The sequence below is a fragment of the Streptomyces sp. NBC_00335 genome (assembly GCF_036127095.1).
Classification (GTDB): Bacteria; Actinomycetota; Actinomycetes; order Streptomycetales; family Streptomycetaceae; genus Streptomyces.
This window is the reverse complement of the sequence record NZ_CP108006.1, coordinates 174,607-194,892: the sequence shown is the minus strand read 5'-3', so window position 1 is coordinate 194,892 and position 20,286 is coordinate 174,607. Positions and strand designations below refer to the sequence as shown.

Genomic DNA, 20,286 nt, shown 5'->3' with positions numbered 1-20,286 from the left:
TGCCGCATGATCGATGAATTCGCGAAGGACAACCTGCACGGGAGACTGCGGCGGGACCGCGAGGCGCTGCTCTGGAAACTCGACGGCTTGTCCGAATACGACGCCCGCCGGCCTTTGACAGCGACCGGGACCAACCTCCTCGGCCTCGTCAAACACGTGGCCAACGTCGAGGCCAGGTACTTCGGCGAGGTCTTCGACCGCCCTTCCCCGGAACCGCTGTCCCGGTGGCAGGACTCCGACGGCAGCGATCAGTGGGCGACCGAGGACGAGACCCGCGATCAGATCATCGGGTTCTACCGGCGCACGTGGGAACACTCGGACGCGACGATCAACACGCTTCCCCTCGACGCCCCCGGCCACGTGCCGTGGTGGCCGGAGCCTTATACCGACACGAACCTGTTCGCCGTCATGGTCCATGTCCTCGGCGAGTCCAACCGGCATGCCGGGCACGCCGACATCCTGCGCGAGGGCCTCGACGGCCGGACCGGGATGCGCCCCGAACACGAGAAGCAGATCGACCAGGAAGCCCGTGCGGCCTACCGCGCGAAGATCGAGCAGGCCGCCAGGTCGGCCGCACCAATCAAGGCTTAGAGGTTGTCTCACGTGACTTGATATTCCTGCGGCATGATGCCGGTCGTGGGTGCTGTACACGACAGCCTCGCCCTCAAGCCGCTCATCCGCGGCGTACCCGCCGTCCAGTCCCGCCGGGGGACCACGGCGGCGCCGACCGTCAAACTCCGCGCGGACAAGACGCACTTCTCCGCCGAACGCCTGGCCTGGCTGCGCGAGCGCGGGCTCGTCGCGCGCATCGCGCAGCCAGGCATCGAGTCCGGCAAACGCCTCGGTCGACACCGCTGTGGGTGGATTTGCGGCGCGGTGGGGGTGGAGTCTGCGAAGTAGGCTGACGCCTCGAACAGAGGAGCACTGCGCATGACCTTCCGCTTGCGAGCGATCAGCCGTGACGAGCATCTGGCCTTCATCAACGACCGGCCTTCCGTGAGTCACATGCAGGTGCCCTCGTGGGGGGATGTGAAGCCGGACTGGCGGGCGGAGAGTCTCGGATGGATTGATGAGGCCGGCCAGATCGTCGGGGTGGCGCTCGTGCTGTTCCGGCCGTTGCCGAAGCTCAAGCGGTACCTCGCCTACCTTCCCGAAGGTCCGGTCATCGACTGGTACGCCCCGGATCTTGAGCGGTGGCTCGAGCCGATGCTGGCCTATCTGAAGAACCGCGGCGCGTTCTCGGTGAAGATGGGTCCGCCCGTGATCGTGCGCCGCTGGGATGCGGGAACGGTCAAGGACGCCATCGCAGACCCGCGGGCAGGACGGCTGCGCGATGTTGAGGCCAGCTCGTGCGAGCCGCGGGCTTTCGATGTCGCCGATCGGCTGCGCCGTTTGGGATGGCAGCAGGGCGAGGTGGGTGATGAAGACGGGTTCAGCGCGGGGCAGCCGCGCTACGTATTCCAGGTCCCGCTCGCTGGGCGGTCGTTGGACGAGGTCCAGCGCGGGTTCAACCAGCAGTGGCGCCGCAACGTCAAGAAGGCAGAGAAGGCTGGTGTCAAGGTCGTCCAGGGCGGCTACGAGGATCTGCCCGCCTTCTACGAGATCTACAAGGAGACCGCGGAACGCGACCGGTTCATCCCCAGGCCGCTGGCTTACTTTCAGCGGATGTGGACCGTACTCCGGGCGGAGGACGCGGACCGGATGCGCCTGTATCTCGCCCATCACGAGGGCGAGGTGCTGGCCGCGGCCACGATGCTGACCGTTGGTGAGCACGTCTGGTACTCCTACGGGGCCTCCACCAGCCGCAAGCGTGAAGTCCAGCCGAACAACGCCATCCAGTGGCGGATGATGTCCGACGCCCACGAACTGGGCGCGAGCGTCTACGACCTGCGCGGCATCACCGACACCCTGGAGGAGTCCGACCACCTGCTCGGCCTGCTCCGCTTCAAGGTCGGCACCGGCGGCCAGGCTGCCGAATACCTCGGCGAGTGGGACTTTCCGCTCAACAAACTCCTTCACAAGGCTCTCGACCTTTACATGTCTCGCCGCTGAGTTGAGGCGCGCCCACGTCCTAATCTCGGACACGGATCCGGTCGCGGGCCGGCAGCTTAGGGACGGTCGGCTGGCGTGTCCGTCCTGCTCGGCCCCACTGGCGCCCTGGGGACAGTCGGCCCCGCACTACGCGAGTCCTCGGAGGAAGCGCAGGTCTCGGATGCCCTGAGGAGCAGGCCGGCGCAGTGGTTTTCGCGATCAGGTGAGTGGGTCGGGGGAGTCGAGCGGCCGCCCTGTCGGATCTGTCCCGGCTGGGGCCGCTGGCCGCGTTGGTAGGTCGAGGCCGATGGGCTCAGCAGCAGTCGCGGTTTGCTGCGGATCGCCGAGCCGACGCTGTGAGGGTCGAGGGTGAACGCGGGAAGCCTCTTCGCGGAGGCTCCCGGGTGGGAACTGCTCGCGAGCTTTACAGAGGGCCTCGCCGACGGGGGTTGCGGCGAGGCCCTGCCCGGAACGGTACAGCCCGAATCGGGGCAGCGGACCGCAGAATCCGCGAATTGCGAAAGTTTGCAATTTCATAGATGCAGCGCCCGTGGGTAGCCGAGGGTGGAGCCGTAAGCTCCCGTCATGCAGGTGATCCAGTCAACGAAACTCGCCAATGTCTGCTACGAGATCCGCGGCCCCGTGCTCGAAGAAGCCGTGCGGCTCGAAGCAGCAGGTCATCGCATCCTCAAGCTCAACACCGGCAACCCCGCGGCCTTCGGCTTCGAGTGCCCGCCGGAGATCCTTGAGGACATGCTCCGCAACCTGGGCACCGCCCACGGCTACGGAGACGCGAAGGGGCTGCTCTCCGCGCGCCGCGCGGTCATGCAGCACTACCAGACCAAGGGCATCGACCTGGACGTCGAGGACATCTACATCGGCAACGGGGTCTCCGAGCTGATCCAGATGTCCATGCAGGCGCTGCTCGACGACGGCGACGAGGTGCTCGTCCCGGCGCCGGACTACCCGCTGTGGACCGCCTCCGTCAGCCTGGCCGGCGGCACCGCCGTGCACTACCGCTGCGACGAGCAGTCCGACTGGATGCCGGACCTCGCCGACATCGAGCGCAAGGTCACCGACCGCACCCGCGCGATCGTGATCATCAACCCGAACAACCCGACCGGCGCCGTCTACGACGACGAGATGCTGCGCGGGCTCACGGACATCGCGCGCCGCCACAACCTGATCGTCTGCTCGGACGAGATCTACGACCGGATCCTCTACGACGGCGCCACGCACACCAACACGGCCGCCATCGCGCCGGACCTGCTGACGCTCACCTTCAACGGGCTCTCCAAGAACTACCGCGTCGCCGGCTACCGGTCCGGATGGATGGCGGTGTGCGGGCCCAAGAAGCACGCCTCGTCCTACATCGAGGGCCTGACGATCCTGGCGAACATGCGGCTCTGCGCCAACATGCCCTCCCAGCACGCCATCGCCACGGCGCTCGGCGGCCGGCAGTCGATCAACGACCTGGTGCTGCCCGGCGGGCGGATCCTGGAGCAGCGCGACACGGCGTACGACCTGCTGACGCAGATCCCCGGCATCACCTGCGTGAAGCCCAAGGGCGCGCTGTACCTGTTCCCGAAGCTGGACCCGTCCGTCTACAAGATCAAGGACGACCGGCAGATGGTCCTCGACCTGCTGCGCGAGGAAAAGATCATGGTCGTGCACGGTACGGGCTTCAACTGGCCCGAGCCCGATCACTTCCGGATCGTGACCCTGCCCAACATCACAGATCTGGCCGATGCCGTGACGCGGATCGGGAACTTCCTCGACGGTTATGGCCAGCCCTAGAAGCGTCGTGCGCCAGCGGGCAGAGGGCTTGCGGCCATCGTGGAGAAGGCCTCGACGGCGGGGTGGCGGTGAGGCTCCTGAGTGGAAGCTACGGGCTCCAGCCGAGGGAGGTCGTCGTTTCTGTGAATTGCAGAAGTCTGCAATTTCATAGATGCTGTGATGGCTGTGTCCGTAGGTAGCCGCGGGCACAGCACCAGGCATTTGCCCCGCTCGGGGTGGTGAGAAGGGTGCGAGACCGTGCCGGTTCCGCTGTATCAGGCCAAGGCCGAGTTCTTCCGGATGCTCGGGCACCCCGTGCGGATAAGGGTTCTGGAGCTGTTGCAGGACGGTCCGATGCCGGTGCGGGAGCTGCTGGCCGCGATCGAGGTCGAGCCGTCTGCGCTGTCGCAGCAGCTCGCGGTGCTGCGCCGGTCGGGGATCGTCACTTCGGTGCGTGACGGATCGACCGTGGTCTACGAGCTGGCGGGAGGGGATGTCGCGCAGCTGATGCGGGCGGCTCGGCGCATTTTGACCGAGGTGCTGGCTGGGCAGAGCGAGCTGCTGGAGGAGTTGCGGGAGTCCGAGGTCCCGGCGCCGTGACTGTGAACGCCTTCCTGACTTCCGTGCTCGGGCGGGTCCGCTCGGTGCTGCCAGCGCGGGCTGATTTCGCGGTCATGGGCCGCACTCCCCGCCGGGATCTCCTGGCCGGGCTGACCGTGGCGATCGTCGCTCTGCCGCTCGCGCTTGGCTTCGGGGTCTCCTCCGGACTCGGCGCGGAGGCGGGACTGGCCACCGCCGTGGTCGCCGGCGCGCTCGCCGCGCTGTTCGGCGGGTCGAACCTCCAGGTGTCGGGGCCGACCGGGGCGATGACCGTGGTGCTGGTGCCGATCGTCGCCCAGTACGGGCCGGGCGGGGTGCTGACCGTCGGGCTGATGGCCGGTGTCCTGCTGATCGGCCTCGCCCTGCTGCGGGCCGGGCAGTACATGCGGTACGTGCCGGCGCCGGTGGTGGAGGGCTTCACCCTGGGCATCGCGTGCGTGATCGGACTTCAGCAGATACCCAACGCGCTGGGCGTCGAGAAGCCGGAGGGGGAGAAGGTCTTGCTCGTGGCGTGGCGGGCGCTCGTGGAGTTCGTGGCGTTCCCGAACTGGACCGCGATCGGTCTCTCGGCCGGTGTCGCGGCGGTGATGCTGGCAGGGGCCCGGTGGAAGCCGACGATCCCGTTCTCGATCGTCGCGGTGATCGCCGCGACCGTGATCGCGCAGGTCTTCCACCTGGACGGGGCGGCCCCGATCGGGGACCTGCCCTCCGGCCTGCCCGCACCCTCCCTCGCCTTCCTCGACCTGTCCGCCCTCGGCTCGCTGCTCGCCCCGGCCGTGGCGGTGGCCGCTCTGGCCGCGCTGGAGTCTCTGCTGTCGGCGACGGTCGCGGACGGTATGACGGTGGGGCAGCAGCACGACCCGGACAAGGAGCTGTTCGGGCAGGGCATCGCGAACCTGGCGGCCCCGCTGTTCGGCGGCGTCCCCGCGACGGCCGCGATCGCGCGGACCGCGGTCAACGTCCGTACCGGCGCCTCCTCCCGCCTGGCCGCGCTCACCCACGCGGCCGTGCTCGCGGTGATCGTGTTCGCCGCGGCCCCGCTCGTCTCGAAGATTCCGCTGGCCGCGCTCGCTGGTGTGCTGCTGGCCACGGCGATCCACATGGTGGAGGTCGGCTCGTTGCGGGCGATGGCGAAGGCGACGCGCTCGGACGCCGTCGTACTGGTCCTGACCGCCGCCGCCACGCTGGTCCTCGACCTCGTCTACGCGGTGATCATCGGCCTGGTCGTCGCGGGCGCCCTCGCCCTGAAGGCGGTGGCGAGCCAGGCGCGGATGGAGCAGGTCGACTTCCGCCCGGATCTGCCTGGCGAGCACAGCGACGAGGAGCACGCCCTGCTGGCGGAGCACATCGTCGCCTACCGCATCGACGGACCCCTCTTCTTCGCCGGCGCCCACCGCTTCCTCCTGGAACTCTCCGAGGTCGCCGACGTGAAGGTGGTGATCCTGCGCATGTCCCGCGTCACGACCCTGGACGCCACCGGCGCCCTCGTCTTGAAGGACGCAGTGGAGAAGCTGAACCGGCGCGGTATCGCCGTCCTCACCTCCGGTATCCGCCCCGGCCAGCGCCAAGCCCTGGACGCGGTGGGCGCTCTCGACCTGCTGCGCCTGGAGGGACGTGAGTACGCCACCACCCCGGAAGCCATCGCCGGGGCCCGCAAGCACCTGGAGCAGGCGGGCCTCCTGCCGCTCAAGCACCGACCGCTCCGCATCCGGAAGGCCGCACGATGACCGTTCCCGCCGACCGCCGCATGATCGAGGTTTCCGGTACCGAGGCCCTGTGGCTCCTCGAAGGCTCCAGCCAAGGCCGACTCGTCTACGTTCAGCGCGAGCTGGCCGTCGTGCGCCCCGCGGCGCACGTGATGGAGTACGGGCGCCTGATCGTCCGTGCCCCCGTCCAGGCCGCCACCGTTCCCGGCCGGGCCCTGCTGACCTACCAGGTCGATGAGATCCGTACCCCAGCCGGCACGGGCTGGACGGTCAGCGCGCACGGCCCGGCGGACGTCATCGCCGATCCGGACGAGGCTGCCCACTACCGGCGCACCCTGTCCGGCTGGACCCACGGCCCGCACGACACCCTGCTGCGCCTGCACCCGCAGCAGGTGTCCGGGTTCCGCCTCGCCCGCACCGTGACGGGGGCGGGCCGGTGAGTGTCCGGGTCGAGACGATGCCATACCGGCACGTCCTGGACGTGCCCGCCATGGGCTCGGCCGTCCGCATCGCCCGGGAGACCACCGAGCTGGTCCTCATGGAGTGCGGGGTCGGCCTTCGGCATCCGAGCGTGGGCCCGGCGCTGCTGATCCTGGCTGAGCTGGTTACCAACGCCGTCCGCCATGCCGCCGTGTCCTCGCCGATGATCACCGTCATCTATGCGCACGGGCCCAGCGCCTTCGCGTTCGCCGTCCATGACCGCCACCCCTACCAGCCCGCCCTGTTCGGGGCGCTTGCTACCGCCCCGGGCAGCGGCCTGGCCATGGTGGTCGAGCTGGCGATGGAGCTGGGCGGCACCGCCGCTGTGAGGCCGGACGCGGACGGGCGCGGCAAGGCCATCTGGATCACCCTCCCCCTGTGACGAGCGAACCGAGGAACGGACGATGACGATCGAATGGCGGTACACAACCCGCGAGGACCTGGGCGTGCTGTCCCTGGCCGGGTATCTCGGCGCAGACGCCGTGGACCGTTTCACCGGCGCCATCGGGTGGGCGCTCGCGCGGGGCACCGGCCCGGTCATCCTCGACCTGACCGGACTGCTGGGATGGTCGGCCGGCGGGCAGATCGCCGTCGCCCAGGCCGCACGCCACCTCGCCGAGAACGGCCGACGCTTGGAGCTCGCGGCGATACCCGCAGATGGCTCTCTCGTGCCGGATGCCACCTGCCCGCCTGTCGCCGTCCACTGCGACCTCGCCGCAGCTCTGGCCGCCCACGGGGCCCAGGACGCGGTCAAGCAGTGGCGTACCGATGACTGGCCGGACTCGAATCACCCGGCCGCACCCGCCCTCACCTGAACACCAGCACCAGCTACGAGAACGGCAAGGACACCCACGCCATGAGCGACATCATCGTCAAGGACTCCAACGGCACCCAGCTCGCCGACGGGGACTCGGTCACCCTGATCAAGGACCTCAAGGTCAAGGGGACCTCCGAGACCCTCAAGCGCGGCACCCTGGTCAAGAACATCCGCCTCACCTCCCGTCCGGGCGAGGTCGAGTGCAACACGAAGCAGGTCAAGGGCCTGGTCCTGAAGACCGAGTTCCTCAAGAAGGCCTGACCGGCGAAGGACCCGCTCTGAGGGGTCCGAACGTCACGAAGGCCGCCCACCGGGTCCCAGGAGTTGCAGGGATCTGCAATTGTGGAGGTCGCAAGGTGTGGAGAGGGGCGATCGGATGCCCCTTCGGCGAATGGTTCTGGGTGGATGAGATGGGCAGTCGAGGCAGGGGTACTCAGGTGAGCACACCGCTGTACCAGCTCAAGGCGGAGTTCTTCAAAACGCTCGGGCATCCGGTCCGCATCCGCGTCCTGGAACTCCTGGCCGAGCGCGAACACGCGGTCGCCGAGATGCTGCCCGAGGTCGGAGTGGAGGCAGCAAGCCTCTCCCAGCAGCTGGCCGTCCTGCGCAAGGCCAACCTGGTGGTCACCCGCCGCGAAGGCTCCAACGTGTACTACCAGCTGACCCACCCCCAGATCGCCGAATTGCTGCGGGTTGCCCGCGGCATCCTCTCCGGCGTCCTGGAAGGTCAGGCCGAACTCCTGGCCGACCTGCGCGCCACCAGCCACATCTAGGCAGCACACACGGCGCAGGCCCCATCGGGGCCGCGCCCCACATGCGGCGGCCGTCTTCCGTTAGTGCGGGTTCACCTGCGCTTCTGACACCGGAAGACGGCCGCTTCTCATTTCTGCGCGTGCTGGCCGAGATAGAACAGCAGATACACGAATCCGGCGAACAGGTGCGTGCCGAAGATGTAGAAGAAGGCGCGCAGTGCGACGCCCTTGGCCAGCCACCGTTCCTGTTTCGCCGCCTTGCTCTGCGCGGGCTTGTCGTCCGTCATGACGGCTGCCCTCCTATCCGGGTGTCGGGTTCATCCTGGGCTGGGGCGTGCGGGCGGACGAGGATCTTCATGCCGTGCTCGCCGGCGTGCTCGATGACGGCTGCGACCCCGCTCGCCTCTACGGTGCGGGTATCGGGGACGGCACCGAGGTAGGTGATCTCGTAGAGCTGGACAGCCTGGGGCTCACTGCTGTTCATGGGGTTCCCTCGGGCAGGATGAAGCGGACGATGACCGTCTTGCCGCGCCCGCCGGTGGCGGGCTCGATACGGACGTCGCCGCCGAAGGTGTGTGCCAGGTCGGCCACCGTGCGCAGCCCCTGCCCGGCCGCCCGGTCGGCGTCGGCCAGGGTTATGGGACGCGGGTCCAGGTCTGCGACGGCGACCACCAGCATGTGGTCGGTGACGTCGAGGGTGACCTCGGCGTCCGGGGACTGCTGGGCGTGGCGGACGGCGTTGGCGACGAGCTCGCTGACCACGAGCAGCGCGGCCCCGAACAGGGAGGAGGCGCTTCCCAGGCCGAAGAGGACCAGGGAGCGTTCCGTACGCTCGCGCGCGGCCCGCACCGAGCCCGGCACCAGCGGCACCGTCCATGCGTGCCTGCGCGTCCGCGCAGGCTGCCCGCTGGGGTGCCCGGCCATTACCGCGGCCTCGGACGAGAACATGACGCCATCCGATTCACCGGCCATCCCCGCCGGTGGCCACGCCGTGATCGTGGGCCACGCGCAGCGCGTCCTCCAGCTCCTCCGCAGCCTGCGCCTCCTCGAAGGCATCGTCAGCCTCCCGCGCAGCCGCGAGACGAGCCCGCGCCACCCGGACCCGTTCCAGCGCCGCTTCCTCGAACCCGGCCACACCACGACCCCCGTCCATCGAATACAGAACTAGCAAATTGCATAACTCTGCAAGTCTAGCCGGTGCGGGCCTGCCGAGAAGTTCACGATGGGCAGGGGTCAGCGGATCGGGTGGACCCGCTGGCTGGTCAGTTCGTACCGCGCCCCGACCACGCCGAGCGTGCCCGCCGTGACCTTGGGCGCCAGCGTGGGTTCGGCGGCCAGGCGGGAACGGACCAGCCGCACGTTCGCGGTGATAGCCGAATCCACCTGTTGCTGCCCCTGAAGGGTGTGGTCGATCGCCGGTTGGATCTGGTCGGCCAGGTACTGCATGTGGCCGGGCAACAGCTCCCCGGCCTGGGCGGCATGGACGGCGGCAGTGACGGCCCCACATGACTGATGCCCCAGGACGACGACGAGCGGGATGCCTAACTCGAGAACCCCGTAGGTGATGCTGGCCAGGACAGCCTCATCAAGGATGGAGCCCGCCGACCGCACCGTCAGAAGGTCACCCAGGCCCTGGTCGAAGACCAGCTCCGGAGGGACGCGGGAATCCACGCACCCCAGGACCACGGCGAAGGGATGCTGCCCGGTGACCAATGTCTGCCGCATCGCCCGCGTCCGGTCCGGATTCCTCTCGTGGAACGTCCGCCAGCGGGTATTGCCCGCCGCGAGCTCCCGCAGCGCCGACTCGGGAGTCCGGGGCCGAGAGCTCTTCCCGTCGGCGCGGGTCGCGGTCGAGGTCGTGGGGCAGCCGGCCACCAACCCGGCGGCCACCGCCACCGCTCCCGTCAGCCCGGCCCGCACCAGCCGACGCCGCCCCAGCAACACAGGACGTTCAGCAATACCTGTCATGCAGGGACAAATTAGGCGCATCGCTGCCGGTGCGCGGGCTGCCGCATCAAGCTTGGCCGGGCCTTGAAGAAGTCTTGGGCAAAGGCCCCGACCAAGGTCGGCGCGGGTTGTCGCCTCGGTGTCAGATGCCTGCGCTCCATCTGCTCCGCCACGCGCCGACGACCGACGTCTATGCGCCGTCGTCGGCAGGGCAAACCTCGCCTGAGGCTCAGTCGAGTTTCTTGCGCATCTTCACCGAGGTCGTCTCGTAGCCGAGCGACTCGTAAAGGCCATGTGCGACGGTGTTGAACCCGGCGACGCTGAGACCCAGAGTGTGAGCGCCCCGCGCCCGGGCGTATTCCTCGCCGAGGAACATGGCCATTCGGCCCAGGCCCAGACCACGCTTGTCGGCGTCGATCACAATGTCCCAGACCCACCAGGCACCGGCGTCGTCACTCCTGTCCGGTCCGATCCAGAGGTAGCCGACGGCTACCCCGGCATCGTCGACCACGTCGAAGACCGCGTGATCCGGGGTCGGTGTCCCGGACGGAAAGGAGTGCGCCATGGTCTCGTCCGCCTGCCGGTAGGCGTCCTCGGACGTCTGCCCCAGAGCAACGAGCTCCTTGGCGTACTCGGCCCGACAGCGTTCGAGCCAGGCAGAGAAGTGTCGGGCGTCCAGGGGACGGAGGGTCGCAGTCACCGGCCCAGCCTCCCACACCGCCGACGCCAGAGAGGTGTCGCCCCTGATCAGGGGCCACGGCACATCACCAACAGGGTAAACGTAGCGCGGCACTAGTTGAGGAGAGGAGTAGAGCGGCTCGGATCAAGGCATGGCAGTCTCGTTTCCCTTCCTGCAAGCTGAGTTCAGCCGTCGGCGGGAGCAGACGGTTCCCGTCGTCGGCCTGGTGGAGTCAGAGTGGTCGGGTGGCAGGTGCGCTGTCCGTGGCCGTCCGGGTGCGGGTGGCGGAGCGGGCGGCGACGGCCGCGGCATACGTCATCCAGTCCCCGCCGCTTGCCCGCTGCCAGGCGACGGCTACGCTGACGTGCAGGCCGAGCATCTTGGCCAGCTGGCCTGCGGGCAGCTGCTGGGCGAGCGCGAACAACGCGGTGCTTCGGCCCTGTCGGGTCTTGACGCCGATCGCGTTGAGCCGTCGCAGCATCTGTGACTGGTGGAGCGGCTGGCCGGCTGTGCGGCCCGGAAAGAGCCAGTCGCTCTCGTGTCGGAGCACCGCATTCGGGGCCCGCGCGGACACGAGGTCCGACATGAGGGCATCCAGCGGTGCTGGTAGTCGGATGGGCCGGTCGCCGAGGCTGAGCAGTACGCGGTCGCCGTCCCGGGTAACGCGATCGGTAGTGAGGCGATGAATGGTACTGACGTGCTGCGCGTAGAGCAGCACGAGGAGCCCGGCAACGCGGTCTGGCGTGCGGAGGCTGTCGTCGTGCAACAGCTGTCGGGTGACGGCCCAGCGGGCGTCCTGGTCGTGTGGACCGGACGGCCCCGTCCAACGGATCGCCGGGGCCTTGATGCCGGCTGCGGTGTACCGCTGTCGTACAGCCCATCGGACGAAGGCACCGCACTGTGCCGGGTACGCGCGCCCGGAGCTGAGGTGGCTCTCCACCTCGGCCTGCGTGCAGCCGCGCAACGATGTCCCCCGGCCGGCCAGCCCGTGCAGAAAGGCATCGGCCGCTGAGAGAAGGACCCGGACATTCTGGATCTGCTGCACGCTGGCGGGTTTGCCCTTCAGGCGCCCGCGCAGCCGTCGCATCAAGTGCCAGTCGACGAAGCCGCGCAAGGCTCGCTGGTGTTCGCCCAGTTGGTGCCCGGCGACGGCCGCGTCGACTTCGCGCTCAACCCGGATCAAGCCTTCGTCGCGGAACTCCAGAGCCCCGACGGAGACCAGCATGGAGCGGAGGTGGTCGAGCGTCTTGGTCTGCGTCATCGTGTCGAGCGCGGTATGCGTGATGACCGGGTGTTCGCGCACCAGCGCCGTGATGGCGGTCTGGACGTTCGGCTTCCGCAGCCAGGTGATCGCGTAGTTCGGGTGGTCGACCTGGACGAGGTGCTCACGCAGCCGGTCCAGCTCGGGGGCGGTGCGGCCGTCAGTGGAGGCGAAGACCTTGCGGAGCCGGGCATCGAGGCTGCACCGGGTGCAGGGCGCGGTGGTGAGCTGCCAGGTCGTGTTGCAGATACGGCACCGCTTCCAGAACGTCGGGTCGGGGTTCACGCACCGCGCGCACAACGGGCTCTCGCGAGTACCGCCCCGGACCACCGAGCCGGCGCCGCACCCGGAGCAGACGACCCAGAAGCCCTTACAGCGGTCACACACGTGCTTGTTGATCGCCTGGGAGAGGGTGCCTTGGCGGCGGATGCCGCAGATGGAGCAGGTGTGCTCGGGCCGCGGTCGGCAGTTCTGGCAGATGGCTCCGGCCTCATTGCGTCCGGCGACGCGGCGTCGGTTGCCGCACTGGGAACACACCTCGAAGTTCCGCGGGTCGCTGGCCCAGCAGGACTTGCACAGGACGCTCCCGTCCTCGTTGCGGCGGTTCTTGGGCTTGATCAGCCCGCAGCGGCTGCATCGCGTGGCACGGGCCATTTGTGCGCATGGATCACACAGACGTCGCCCGCTGAAAGGCTGGTGGAGGGACTGCTGCTTGCCGCATCCCGGGCAGGGGGGCATCACTACGTGGTCGGCGCCGGCTTGGACGAGCGCGTCGATGAAGCGCAGGACTCCGGGCATCGGTGCCTCCGCGCCCTGGCCGGTGAGGAGGTCCGGGCGGTCGACGACGGCCCATGCGACAGCGCGGTGAAGAGATCCCAGGCGTCCGCTTTGGCGAAGCGCCGTCAGGACCTGGTCCCTGCTGAGGCCGGGTTCCAGGTCGGCCAGCACTTTGACGAGTGTCTCGGTCGGGTCGTCGTCCTGCGGGAGCGGACACCGTTCGCAGTACGGCTGTCCCTGCCGATCGTGGTGTCGGGCATCGCGGATCTCCCCGCACACGGTGCAGCTCTTTGGCTTCCTGAAGCAGGCACTGTGGCCCCAGAGGCGGGCGCGCTTGGCCAGCGAGTTCATCAGCTCACGCCCGCACACGTGGCATCTCGGCCGGGCCAGCTGCTCGGCTCCGGCCCGCTTCAAGGCCATCAGCAAGATGCCGACCCGGATCGCGCACGGCGGGCGCCCGGTGCGCAGCACCTCCGGGTTGTCGAGCAGTTCCAAGGCGATGGTGCGTTGCCGGGCACAGCCCTGGACCACCTCGGCGGTGACCTCCCGAACCTTCTCCCGACTCAGGGATGTCTCGACGTCGCAGAGCAGGTCCACCAGCACCTTGAGTGCATCGAGGTCGACCGCCTCCGTGTGCGACGGCCCCGCCGATCCCGCCGGGAGAACTGAGCTCATTGATCAACTCCTGCGATGCGGGCCCGCTTCGGACGCAGATCACCCAGACCTGGCTCCGGTGCGGAGCCACCCGCCGAAGCCGCCTTCTTCTCGGGCCGAGTGCCGGCGCCCGCAGCGCGGACGGGCTCGATGAGGTCTTCCATCCGACAGTCCAGGATGTCCAGCAAAGCCATGAGGATTTTCAGGCTCAGCCGTTCCGGTCGTTCCACAACGAGGCGGTAGACCTGGCTGGACGAGAGCGAGATCCCCCGTTTCTCCAGAGGAGAGGTGAGGTCGGTGGTGGAGAACATCCCACGGTCGGCCATGACCTTGCGCAGGTGCCACTGGTAGTCGAGCTTGGCGGTCATCGCGGATTCCCTCTCCTCGTCACAGCCCGGCGAAGGCCGGAGCCAGGGCATTCTGCAGGGAAGTGTTCATGAAGTCGTCGCTCACGTGCGTGTAGATGGCCAGGGAGCTATCGCACTCGTGGCCGACCTGCTTCTGGATGAAGAACCGGTCCACGCCGTCCTCGGTCAGGTGCGTGACGTACGAATGCCGCAGCGAGTGGGGCGTGAGTTCCTTCGGCAGTCCCAGGGCGTCGCGGTACTCTACGAACCGGTCGTTGATCGAGCCGGGCCGCAGCCGACCACCGCGTTCGGTGATCCACAGTGCGGGATGGTCCGGGAACCCGAAGCGAGGCCGCACGTTCGCGACGTAGTCGTCGACCGCCTCGACGGCCCAGTCCATGAGGGACAGCACGTTACGCCGGCGCGGAGGTTGTCCCTTCTTGGCCTTGCCGTAGCGGACGTTTAGCGTCCCGTACCGGCCGAACTGGGGCGCCTTGGGGTTCCTCCCGAAGTCGACCAGGTCGAGCTTCGATGTCTCCGTGCGGCGCAGCCCCCACCCGTAGATGACCTTGAACAAGGTGGCATCCCGGTAGGCCGCGAGCGCGCCCTTGCGGCCGCTCCTGATCGCTCGCTCCACCTGGTCGTCGGCGTAGTCAAGGAAGCGTTGGAGCTCCTCGCGGGTGAACGGGCGGGCCTCCGGGTCACCTTCGTAATCCTGGAGGTGGGGGATGGTGTTCCACTCGTGGCAGATCGCCACCGGGTACGTCCCGAACCTCTCCTCGCAGGCGGCAGCCCAGTCGTAGCGGGGGTCGATGAGGTACTCGGAGAACAGCCGCAGAGTGCCCTGATAGCCGCGGACCGTCGACGGCGCGAGGTGCTTCTCCGTGGTCAGGGCGGCCGACCACTCGTCCATGTGGGCGGGGGCCCAGTTCCAGGGATAGTCGTTAGTGAACCCCTGGAACATACGGACAAGCTGAATCCGCGGGTTGACCGTGCGCGGCTTCAGATTGCGCGCCTGCTGCTGCGACTGCCAGCCACGCAGCATCGCCTCCCACGTCGCGTCTTCAGGGTGGAGCTGGATCACGCCAGAGACGAGCTCCAACTTGGCCGACCCGGCCAACTCGACCCCCGGCCGACGCGTCATGACTTATCCCTTCTGACGCGCAAATCATGCATCAGAAGGGATCGACAAGCAAGATATGCAGGTGAGGGGGCTGATTCGCGATGCTCTACGAGTAGGGTCGTGGGGGTCCATCCATCAGGTAGCCAGCGTAAACGCGCCCATCTGATGCAACTCCCGAGGCTTGCCGTAGGCATGGCTCAGTTGCGACCAATCCGTCATGCCGGAATCCAAGCAGGTCGGTGAACCGACACGACGGGCGCCCTCCGTTGGTCGCGACGGGCGATGTGGCAGGACGGCCGGCGGCCCCGGGACGTTCCCAGGGCCGGGGGCAGGGAGGGAGCCCCCTCAGCCCCGCGCCAGTCCGCCCCGCGCGATCACCTCCGCGTACCACCGCGCACTGTCCTTCACCGTCCGGCGCTGGGACGCGAAGTCCACGTGGACGATGCCGAAGCGCTTGCTGTAGCCGTACGACCACTCGAAGTTGTCCAGCAGGCTCCACAGGAAGTAGCCGCGCACGTCCACGCCGTCCTCGATCGCCCGGTGCACGGCCGTCAGGTGGGCGTCCAGGTACGCGACTCGCTCCGGGTCGTGGACCTGCCCCTCCGGGTCCGCGTAGTCGTCGTACGCCGCCCCGTTCTCCGTCACCAGGAGCGGAAGATGGGGGAGTTCGTCCCGCAACCGGGTCAGCAGTTCGTACAGGCCGGTCGCGTCCACCGGCCAGTCCATCGCCGTGCGCGGGCCCGCCGCCGGGGTGAACGCCACATGCTCTTCGGCGCCCGCCCAGGGAGCGGGGGAGGCGGAGGAACCCGCCGAAACCACGCTGGGGGAGTAGTAGTTGATGCCCAGTGAGTCGATCGGGGTGGACGTGACCTCCAGATCGCCGTCCCGGACGAACGACCAGTCCGTCACCCCCGCCGTGTCCTCCACCAAGTCCTGCGGCAGCCGCCCGTGGAAGACCGGGTCCACGAAGATCCGGTTCGCCACCGCGTCGATCCGGCGCACCGCGTCCCGGTCCGCAGCGGTGTCCGTCAGCGGGCGCAGGGCGTGGAGGTTCAGGGTCAGGGAGATCTCGGCGCTGGACGGGAGGCGGTCACGCAGGACGCGGGCCGCGCCGCCGTGCGCCAGGTTGAAGTGGTGGGCGGCACGCAGGGCGGCGAGGTTGCTGGTGCGTCCGGGCGCGTGGACCCCGTTCCCGTACCCGAGGAACGCCCCGCACCAGGGCTCGTTCAACGTCGTCCAGGTGGTCACCCGGTCGCCCAGTGCCCGGGCCACCAGGTCCGCGTACTCCGCGAAGCGGTGTGCGGTGTCCCGCTCCGGCCAGCCGCCCGCGTCCTCCAGCTCCTGCGGGAGGTCCCAGTGGTAGAGCGTCGCCACCGGCCTGATCCCCTTCGCCAGCAGCTCGTCCACCAGGCGGCGGTAGAAGTCCAGGCCGCGCTCCACGGCCGGGCCCCGCCCCGTCGGCTGGACCCGGGGCCAGGAGACGGAGAAGCGGTAGTCCGTGACGCCGAGCTCCTTCATCAGCTTCACGTCGTCGGGCATCCGGTGCAGGTGGTCGGCGGCGATGTCACCGGTGTCACCGTTGCGGACCTTGCCGGGCGTGCGGCTGAAGGTGTCCCAGATGGAGGGCGTCCGGCCGTTCTCGGCGGCGGCCCCCTCGATCTGGTAGGCGGCGGTGGCCGTGCCCCAACGGAATCCGGTGGGGAAGCGGAGCCCCGTCCCGGTCTCGGGGCGGGTGCCCGTGGAGGTCGCCGGGCGGGCATCGACAGCGGTCATGAGACGGACACTCCAGGAAGTAGGAGGAATTAGGAGGAATTGGGGGACGATCAGAAGGGGCCGGTGGGGGCGAGCTCTCGCCGGAAGCCGCCGGCCGTTGCCGGAGGGCGGGAACGCCTCAGCCCTTCACCGCTCCCTGCATGATGCCGCCGACGATCTGCCGGCCCAGCAGGCCGAAGACGAGCAGCACCGGCAGCGTGCCGAGCAGCGTGCCGGCCATGATGACCGACTGGTCGTTGACGTAGCCGCCGCCCAGCTGCCGCAAGGCGACCTGCACGGTCGGCTCCTGCGAGGACAGCGCGATGACCGGCCAGAAGAAGTCGTTCCACGCCGTCATGAACGTGAGCATCCCGAGCACCGCCATCCCCGGCCGCGCGATCGGGATCACGATGGACCAGAAGATGCGGGCCGTGGAGGCCCCGTCCACACGGGCCGCCTCGATCAGCTCGTCCGGCAACGACTGGATCAGGTACTGGCGCATGAAGAACACCCCGAACGCCGACACCAGACCCGGCAGGATCACCGCCTGGAGCTGGTTCACCCACTGGAGTTCGGCGATCAGCATGAACAGCGGGATCACGCCGAGCTGCGGCGGGATCATCATCGTTCCGATCGTCAACGTCAGCAGGGCGCTCCGGCCCCGGAACTTCAGCTTGGCGAAGGCGAAGCCGGCCAGCGTGCAGGACAGGACCGTGCCCACGGTGATGGCCCCGGAGACGATCAGCGAGTTCAGCAGGGCCTTGCCGATGTCGGCCTCTTCGAGGACCGCCTCGAAGTTCTTCATCAGGTTCGGGCCGGGCAGCAGGCTCGGTGGCACCTGCGCCAGGTCCGCGTTGGACCGGCTCGCCGCGACGATCGTCCAGTAGAAGGGGAACGCCGAGATCAGCAGCGCGAAGCCGAGGACGAGGTAGGCGATCCAGCCGCCCGTCATCGTCCTCCCTGCCCCGCCGCCCTTGCGGAGCCGGAGGCGCCTGCCGGGCCGCTCCCGCGGAGGGCGGGGCTTCTCGGGCGCGGTCGGCGGTGGGGCGAGCGCGGTCATCGGCCGGCCTCCTTGCGTGCACGGCGGCGCGCGATCAGGGCATTGACCCCGACGAGCACCACGATCAGGACGAACATCACCCAGGCGATGGCCGCGGCCCGCCCCAGGTGGAAGAAGCCCCAGCCCTGCTCGTACATGTACAGGCCGAGGGTCTGGTACTGGTGCGAGATGCCGCCGGAGATCGACCCCTCGAACAGCAGCGGCTCACCGAAGAGCTGGGTCGCGCCGATCGTGGAGATGATCACCGTGAAGACGATGGTCGGCCGCAGCCCCGGAAGGGTCACGTGGATGAACTGCCGCCAGCGCGAAGCCCCGTCGATCCCCGCGGCCTCGTACAGCTCGTGCGGGATCGACTGCATGCCCGCCAGGTAGATCAGCGCGTTGTAGCCGGTCCAGCGCCAGATCACGATCGTCGATACGGCGATCTGCGAGGCGACCGTGCCCGTCTGCCAGTCCACCGGGTCGAGACCGATGAGCCCGATCACGTAGTTGATCAGCCCGAAGTCGCGGCCGAAGAGCTGCGCGAAGACGAGCGTGGCGGCGGCGACGGACGTTGCGTAGGGGAGCAGGACGGCGGTCCTGATGAACGTCCGGCCGCGCAGCTTGTAGTTGAGCAAGTGGGCCAGGCCCAGCGCCATCGCGAGCTGCGGCACGGTGGACAGCACGCCGATGGTGAACGTGTTGCGCAGCGAGATCCAGAAGTACTCGTCGGTGAAGAGCGCGGTGTAGTTGCCGATGCCCCGCCACTCCATCTCGCCGCTCGTCTGGAGCTCGACGCGGTAGAGGGAGACGAAGGCCGTGTAGAGGAGCGGGAAGAGGCCGAAGGCCAGGAACAGGGTGAAGAAGGGGGCGATGTAGGCGTACGGGGAGGCCTTGCGCCAGGCGCGCCGGAGGCGGGGAACGGCAGCCGGGCCGCCGTCCGGGCCGGTACCGGGGCCGGAGCCGGATGCGGGGCCAGATCCGGGGCCGGAACCGGTGCCGGCCGGGCGGGGTCCGGCCTTCGCGGTGGAAGTGGGGAACACGATGCGGCCCTTCGGGAGCGGGGCGGGAGGGCTTACGGGTGCAGGAGGGGCAATTGGGTGCGCGTGCCCGGGTGCCCGGGTGCCCGGCCGCCGGGGAGGACGGCGGCCGGGCACCCGCGCGGGGATGGCCGGGGTGGACCGGGCTCGCGGGGAGGCGAGGTGGCCGGCCCGCGACCGGTGTCAGCCGATCACGTTCGCCACGCCCTTCTTCGCCGTCTCCCACGCCGTGTCAGAGGAGACTCCCTTGCGCTCGACCTCGCTCAGCGCGTTCGTCAGCTGCTGCATCACGTTCTGGTCGTGCACGCCCAGCACCTGGACCGGGGAGGCCTTGGCCGCGTCACCGAAGATCCGGCCGATCGGGGCGCCCGAGAAGTACGGGTCCTTGGCATCAGCGATCTGCGCGATCGCTCCCGTCGAGGAGGGGAAGTTGCCCTGCTTCTGGAAGACCTTCGCCTGCTGCTCGGGCGCGGTGAGCCACTCGATCAGCTGGTACGCCTGCTCCTTGTGCTTGGCCGCACGCGGGATCGAGAGGTACGAGCCGCCCCAGTTGCCCGCACCGCCGGGCAGCTTGGCGACGTCCCACTTGCCCTTGCCCCCGTCACCGGCCTGGCCCTTCACGTAGCCGAGCATCCAGGCCGGGCACGGGATCGTGGCGAACGAACCGGCGGCGAAGGCCTGGTTCCACTGCGGCGACCACTGGTCGAGCTTGGCGCTCAGGCCGGCCTCGGCCGCCTTCACGGAGGTGTCCCAGGCCGCCTTGACCGCCGGGTTCGTCTCGTAGATCAACTTGCCGGAGGCGTCGTAGTACCGCTCCTTCTCCTGGCCGATCATGATCCCGTAGAGGGAGCCGATGCTGTCCAGCCAGGCGCTCTGGGCGGGCGCCTTCTTCTTGTACTCCTTGCCCAGCTCCAGGTAGCCGTCCCACGTGGACCACTTCTTCGCGAGCTCCTCGCGGTCGGTGGGCAGACCGGCCTGCTGGAAGAGGTCGGTGCGGTAGCACATGGCCTCGGGGCCCACGTCCGTGCCGAGACCGAGGACCTTGCCGTCCTTCGTGGTCGCCGCGGACCACTTGGCCTCGGCGAACTGGCCCTTGAGCTTGTCGGCCCCGAACTCCTTGAGGTCCTGGAACTTGTCGGACTGCTGCTGGGTGACCGACGCGATCCGGCCCACCTCGACGCCCTGCACGTCCGCGAGACCGCCGCCGCCCGCGAGGCGGGTCTGGAGCGACTTCCAGTAGTCGGCCTCGTCCTGGGTGTCGCTCTGCTTGATCGTCACGTTGGGGTGGAGCTTCTGGTACTCCTCGTAGAGCCCGGCCTCCTTGAAGCCGAAGGACCCGAAGAGGTCGACCGTGAGGGTGACCTGTGCGCCCGCGCCGTCGGAGGAGTCCGGCGAGGCGCTGGATCCACAGGCGGCGAGGAGGGCCCCTGTGAGGACCACAGCGCCGAGGCGGGCTGTGGCTCTCTTGGCGGCTCGGGCGATGGGCATGGGAAGCCTCCCTTGAC

The 20,286-nt window shown here is 68.9% G+C and carries 24 protein-coding genes; 12 read left to right on the top strand and 12 right to left on the bottom strand.

From position 1 onward, the window contains the following. The first annotated feature begins 6 nt into the window (after window positions 1–6). The 11 genes from OHA37_RS00940 to OHA37_RS00890 all read left to right on the top strand — a co-directional run bounded on the left by OHA37_RS00940 (window position 7) and on the right by OHA37_RS00890 (window position 8,183). Window positions 7–591 (top strand): DinB family protein, encoded by a 585-nt coding sequence (locus tag OHA37_RS00940; RefSeq protein ID WP_266901406.1) that lies wholly within the window; start codon window positions 7–9, stop codon window positions 589–591. Window positions 592–636: 45 nt separating this feature from the next. Continuing rightward, window positions 637–900 carry a hypothetical protein gene (locus OHA37_RS00935; RefSeq protein WP_266901404.1) on the top strand — a complete coding sequence of 88 codons (264 nt, stop codon included), beginning with the start codon at window positions 637–639 and terminating at the stop codon, window positions 898–900. Window positions 901–930: 30 nt separating this feature from the next. Further along, on the top strand, window positions 931–2,052 hold the full coding sequence (locus OHA37_RS00930; RefSeq protein WP_266901402.1) for a lipid II:glycine glycyltransferase FemX: 1,122 nt from the start codon (window positions 931–933) through the stop codon (window positions 2,050–2,052). A 564-nt stretch (window positions 2,053–2,616) separates the two neighbouring features. Further along, window positions 2,617–3,828 carry a pyridoxal phosphate-dependent aminotransferase gene (locus OHA37_RS00925; protein ID WP_266901400.1) on the top strand — a complete coding sequence of 404 codons (1,212 nt, stop codon included), beginning with the start codon at window positions 2,617–2,619 and terminating at the stop codon, window positions 3,826–3,828. Window positions 3,829–4,065: 237 nt separating this feature from the next. Continuing rightward, window positions 4,066–4,407, top strand: coding sequence for an ArsR/SmtB family transcription factor (locus OHA37_RS00920; protein ID WP_266901398.1), 342 nt, complete (start codon window positions 4,066–4,068; stop codon window positions 4,405–4,407). Window positions 4,408–4,481: 74 nt separating this feature from the next. Beyond that, window positions 4,482–6,134, top strand: coding sequence for a SulP family inorganic anion transporter (locus OHA37_RS00915; RefSeq protein ID WP_266912427.1), 1,653 nt, complete (start codon window positions 4,482–4,484; stop codon window positions 6,132–6,134). Next, window positions 6,131–6,553 carry a pyridoxamine 5'-phosphate oxidase family protein gene (locus tag OHA37_RS00910; RefSeq protein ID WP_266901396.1) on the top strand — a complete coding sequence of 141 codons (423 nt, stop codon included), beginning with the start codon at window positions 6,131–6,133 and terminating at the stop codon, window positions 6,551–6,553. Before OHA37_RS00915 ends, OHA37_RS00910 begins: the two co-directional genes overlap by 4 nt. 17 nt (window positions 6,554–6,570) lie before the next feature. Then, complete coding sequence (locus OHA37_RS00905; RefSeq protein ID WP_266901394.1) at window positions 6,571–6,975, top strand: ATP-binding protein; 405 nt, start codon at window positions 6,571–6,573, stop codon at window positions 6,973–6,975. A 22-nt stretch (window positions 6,976–6,997) separates the two neighbouring features. Next, window positions 6,998–7,408, top strand: coding sequence for an STAS domain-containing protein (locus tag OHA37_RS00900; RefSeq protein ID WP_266901392.1), 411 nt, complete (start codon window positions 6,998–7,000; stop codon window positions 7,406–7,408). 41 nt (window positions 7,409–7,449) lie between these two features. Further along, window positions 7,450–7,671: an alkylphosphonate utilization protein gene (locus OHA37_RS00895; protein WP_266901390.1), complete on the top strand. Its 222-nt coding sequence runs from the start codon at window positions 7,450–7,452 to the stop codon at window positions 7,669–7,671. 176 nt (window positions 7,672–7,847) lie between these two features. After that, window positions 7,848–8,183 carry an ArsR/SmtB family transcription factor gene (locus OHA37_RS00890; RefSeq protein ID WP_266901388.1) on the top strand — a complete coding sequence of 112 codons (336 nt, stop codon included), beginning with the start codon at window positions 7,848–7,850 and terminating at the stop codon, window positions 8,181–8,183. Window positions 8,184–8,290: 107 nt separating this feature from the next. On the opposite strand, the gene OHA37_RS00885 is transcribed toward OHA37_RS00890, so the two are convergent. The 3 genes from OHA37_RS00885 to OHA37_RS00875 are packed head-to-tail and all read right to left on the bottom strand — an operon-like array spanning window position 8,291 to window position 9,110. Further along, complete coding sequence (locus OHA37_RS00885) at window positions 8,291–8,449, bottom strand: DUF6126 family protein (protein WP_266901386.1); 159 nt, start codon at window positions 8,447–8,449, stop codon at window positions 8,291–8,293. Then, window positions 8,446–8,646 carry a hypothetical protein gene (locus OHA37_RS00880; RefSeq protein WP_266901384.1) on the bottom strand — a complete coding sequence of 67 codons (201 nt, stop codon included), beginning with the start codon at window positions 8,644–8,646 and terminating at the stop codon, window positions 8,446–8,448. Before OHA37_RS00880 ends, OHA37_RS00885 begins: the two co-directional genes overlap by 4 nt. Beyond that, window positions 8,643–9,110: an ATP-binding protein gene (locus OHA37_RS00875; RefSeq protein ID WP_266901382.1), complete on the bottom strand. Its 468-nt coding sequence runs from the start codon at window positions 9,108–9,110 to the stop codon at window positions 8,643–8,645. The genes OHA37_RS00880 and OHA37_RS00875 overlap by 4 nt, the downstream gene beginning before the upstream one ends. On the opposite strand from OHA37_RS00875, the gene OHA37_RS00870 reads away from it, so the two are divergent. Then, complete coding sequence (locus OHA37_RS00870; RefSeq protein ID WP_266901380.1) at window positions 9,109–9,330, top strand: hypothetical protein; 222 nt, start codon at window positions 9,109–9,111, stop codon at window positions 9,328–9,330. The genes OHA37_RS00875 and OHA37_RS00870 overlap by 2 nt on opposite strands. Before the next feature lie 65 nt (window positions 9,331–9,395). On the opposite strand, the gene OHA37_RS00865 is transcribed toward OHA37_RS00870, so the two are convergent. From OHA37_RS00865 to OHA37_RS00825, 9 genes are all read right to left on the bottom strand, one after another. Next, on the bottom strand, window positions 9,396–10,130 hold the full coding sequence (locus tag OHA37_RS00865) for a carbonic anhydrase (protein ID WP_266901378.1): 735 nt from the start codon (window positions 10,128–10,130) through the stop codon (window positions 9,396–9,398). Window positions 10,131–10,338: 208 nt separating this feature from the next. After that, entirely contained in the window at window positions 10,339–10,809 is a 471-nt protein-coding gene (locus OHA37_RS00860; RefSeq protein WP_266901376.1) for a GNAT family N-acetyltransferase, read from the bottom strand. Window positions 10,810–11,020: 211 nt separating this feature from the next. Continuing rightward, window positions 11,021–13,501: an LIM domain-containing protein gene (locus OHA37_RS00855; protein ID WP_266901374.1), complete on the bottom strand. Its 2,481-nt coding sequence runs from the start codon at window positions 13,499–13,501 to the stop codon at window positions 11,021–11,023. Then, the gene (locus OHA37_RS00850; protein ID WP_266901372.1) at window positions 13,498–13,848 is read right to left on the bottom strand and encodes a helix-turn-helix domain-containing protein; all 351 of its coding nucleotides are present in this window, start codon (window positions 13,846–13,848) and stop codon (window positions 13,498–13,500) included. The genes OHA37_RS00855 and OHA37_RS00850 overlap by 4 nt, the downstream gene beginning before the upstream one ends. Window positions 13,849–13,867: 19 nt before the next feature. Next, window positions 13,868–14,971, bottom strand: a complete 1,104-nt coding sequence (locus tag OHA37_RS00845) for a tyrosine-type recombinase/integrase (RefSeq protein WP_266901370.1) — start codon at window positions 14,969–14,971, stop codon at window positions 13,868–13,870. Window positions 14,972–15,295: 324 nt separating this feature from the next. Further along, window positions 15,296–16,723: a GH1 family beta-glucosidase gene (locus tag OHA37_RS00840; protein WP_266901367.1), complete on the bottom strand. Its 1,428-nt coding sequence runs from the start codon at window positions 16,721–16,723 to the stop codon at window positions 15,296–15,298. Between the two features lie 118 nt (window positions 16,724–16,841). Then, window positions 16,842–17,762, bottom strand: coding sequence for a carbohydrate ABC transporter permease (locus OHA37_RS00835; RefSeq protein WP_266901365.1), 921 nt, complete (start codon window positions 17,760–17,762; stop codon window positions 16,842–16,844). Next, window positions 17,759–18,784 carry a carbohydrate ABC transporter permease gene (locus OHA37_RS00830; protein ID WP_266901363.1) on the bottom strand — a complete coding sequence of 342 codons (1,026 nt, stop codon included), beginning with the start codon at window positions 18,782–18,784 and terminating at the stop codon, window positions 17,759–17,761. The genes OHA37_RS00835 and OHA37_RS00830 overlap by 4 nt, the downstream gene beginning before the upstream one ends. Window positions 18,785–18,964: 180 nt before the next feature. After that, on the bottom strand, window positions 18,965–20,269 hold the full coding sequence (locus tag OHA37_RS00825; RefSeq protein WP_266901361.1) for an ABC transporter substrate-binding protein: 1,305 nt from the start codon (window positions 20,267–20,269) through the stop codon (window positions 18,965–18,967). Window positions 20,270–20,286 lie beyond the last annotated feature (17 nt).